Source organism: Kitasatospora putterlickiae, assembly GCF_039527695.1.
Lineage (GTDB): Bacteria > Actinomycetota > Actinomycetes > Streptomycetales > Streptomycetaceae > Kitasatospora > Kitasatospora putterlickiae.
The window spans coordinates 1-2472 of the sequence record NZ_BAAAKJ010000529.1 but is presented as its reverse complement, the minus strand read 5'-3'; the positions used below and the strand labels follow the sequence as shown (position 1 = coordinate 2472).

Annotated in this window: 3 protein-coding genes; 1 reads left to right on the top strand and 2 read right to left on the bottom strand. The window is 73.3% G+C overall.

Going from position 1 to position 2472, the window contains the following annotated elements; all coding sequences use genetic code 11:
• Positions 1-643: NPCBM/NEW2 domain-containing protein (locus ABD308_RS38780; RefSeq protein ID WP_344345727.1), on the top strand; the 643-nt coding region annotated here is incomplete at its 5' end.
• A 39-nt stretch (positions 644-682) separates the two neighbouring features.
• On the opposite strand, the gene ABD308_RS38775 is transcribed toward ABD308_RS38780, so the two are convergent.
• Positions 683-1387, bottom strand: a complete 705-nt coding sequence (locus tag ABD308_RS38775) for a DsbA family oxidoreductase (protein WP_344345725.1) — start codon at positions 1385-1387, stop codon at positions 683-685.
• A gap of 90 nt (positions 1388-1477) precedes the next feature.
• The gene (locus ABD308_RS38770; protein WP_344345723.1) at positions 1478-1999 is read right to left on the bottom strand and encodes a universal stress protein; all 522 of its coding nucleotides are present in this window, start codon (positions 1997-1999) and stop codon (positions 1478-1480) included.
• Between the last annotated feature and the right edge of the window lie 473 nt (positions 2000-2472).

The window sequence follows — 2472 nt, the reverse complement described above, 5'->3', positions numbered from 1 at the left end:
GGCTCCGCCGGCCTCGACGCCGGCCAGGCCGCAGACCCCGGCCCTGGTGACGCCGCCGCAGCCGAGCCTGCCTCCGCTGCCGACGCCCGAGATCCCGGTGATCCCCACGGTCGAGGTCCCGGTGATCCCCACGCCCACCGTGGCGCCGACGGTCCCGCCGGTGCTGCCGACGCCCACCACGCCGCCGCCACCGAGCGACTTCTGGGCCGACAGCCTGCCGGTGGTCAAGCCCGGCGGCAACCGGGTTCCCCCGCCGCAGCCGGCCATCCGGCAGAAGGGGAGCGACTGGTTCTGGCAGCGGGACACCGTGTCGGTCGGCGGCGTCGAGCACCGGCACGGCATCTCCGTGCACGCTCCGTCGACCACGCTGATCGACCTCAACCGCGGTTGCACGTCCTTCGACGCGGTGGCCGGGATGGACGACCTGAGCGTCACCCTCGGGGGCGTGGTCTTCTCGGTCCAGGGCGGCGACGGGCGAACGTTGTGGAGCTCGCCCACGCTGCGTTCGGGCGACCCGGCGGTGCCGGTGCACGTGCCGCTGGACGGGCAGAAGTCGATCAAGCTGGTGGTGACGCCGGCGAACGGCTTCTGGTCGGCGCTGAACATGGCCGACTGGGCCGAGGCCCGCTTCAGGTGCGTCTGAAGCGGGCCCCGGGGGGCTCTCTGGTGCGGTGAGGTCGGCTCAGATGGCGCAGGCGCCGTCCGCGCAGGCCTCGCCGGCCGGGGCGACCTGCACCGGCGCGGGCCGGCGCTCGCCGATCTCGGTGGCGACCTGCTCCAGCACCCGGCGGAAGGTCTCGGCCTCCTGGCCGCCCTGGACGGCCCACTTGCCCTCGAAGACGAAGGTCGGCACAGCGGTGATGCCCAGCTCGCGGGCCTCGGCGAGCTGCGCGCGGACCTCGGCGGCGCCCTCGTCTCCCGCGAGGTAGGCGGCCACCCGGTCACGGTCCAGGCCCGCTCCGACGGCAACCTCGGTGAGCGCGGTGCGGTCGCCGACGTCCACGCCGTCGGTGAAGTGCGCCTTGAGCAGGGCCTCCTTGAGGCGGCCCTGGGCCTGCGCGCCGTACTCGGTCTCGGCCAGGTGCAGCAGGCGGTGGCCGAGGAAGGTGTTGGCGTGCAGGGCGGCGTCGAAGTCATAGCCGATGCCCACGGTGCGGCCCAGCTCGGCCACGTGGGCGTCCATCGCGACGGACTGCGGACCGTAGCGCTCGGCCAGCCACGCGCGGTGCGGGCTGGCGGTGGCCGGGGCGTCCGGGACCAGCTGGTACGGCCGGTAGACCACCTCGACGTTCTCCTTGCCCGCGAAGCCGTCGAGCGCCTGCTCGAAGCGGCGCTTGCCGATGTAGCACCAGGGGCAGGCGATGTCGGAGTAGATCTCGACCTTCATGACGGGGGCTCCAGGGAGGTGGGGATGAGCGTGTGGTCCGAGATCGGTGAACGGTGAACCATCTCGGGACATTCCCGGCGCCCCGGACGCTCAGGCTTCGGGCGGGGCGGGCACGACCAGGACGGGGCAGGCCGCGTGGTGGACGACGGCGCTGCTGACCGAGCCCAGGAGGAGGCGGGTGAAGCCGCCGTTGCCCCGGGTGCCGAGCACCAGGGTGTGCTGGCGGGCCGAGGCGGAGAGCAGGACCTCGATCACGTTGCCCAGGACCACGTGCAGCGACATCTCGGCGGTGTACGGGCTCGGGCGGGCCTGCTGGACGGCGGCCACCGAGCGGCGCAGGCCGTCGGCCATCGACTCGACCAGGGTCTCCACGCTCTCCTGGACCAGCTCGGCCATCCCGGGCGGGTAGCCGGCGGGCGCCGGGTTGACGACGGCGAGCACGTAGAGGGGCAGACCGTGCAGCTCGGCCTCGGTCATCGCCCGGTCCAGCGCCCAGAGCGAACCGTCCGACCCGTCGCACGCGGCGAGCACCCCGGGTGGCCGCCCCGTCGGCGGCCGCCCGAGCACCGAGAGCACGACGGGAACGGACTGGTCCGGGCTGGCACTGGTCACCACGACCTCCGTGGGTGGGTGGAGTAGCGGGAGTGGGAGGAGTTGGGGGGCGGGAGCGAGGGGGAGCGGGGGGCGGGGGATGGGATGCCTCGCCATGATCGCCGCCCCACCCCCACCTCACCCCCGAGCCGCGCCGAACACGCCCCCGAGGCAAGGCGCAGCGAAGCCACCGCGCAGGAAGTCGGCCTGGCCGACTTTCCACTCCAGCTGGGTGGGGGCCGGGCGGGGAGAATCAGTAGACCGGTCTGCATATTCGCTGGCGCAGGAAGTCGGACCGGCCGACTTCTCAGTCCGAGAGCGCGGGAGGAGGGGTCAGCGAGGGGGAAGTAAGTAGACCGGTCTGCATATTCATCTGCGGAGAGGGCGCGGAGCGCAGAGAGTCGGGCGGGCCGACTTTCCGCTCCAAAAGCGGGCGGGCGGAGGCGTCACGGATCGGGGCGGAAGCGCAGGAAGTCGGACCGGCCGACTTTCCA

Bases quoted from the DNA above. Each gene is read 5' to 3' on its own strand.
- ABD308_RS38775 (WP_344345725.1), bottom strand. From the start codon at position 1,387: ATGAAGGTCGAGATCTACTCCGACATCGCCTGCCCCTGGTGCTACATC.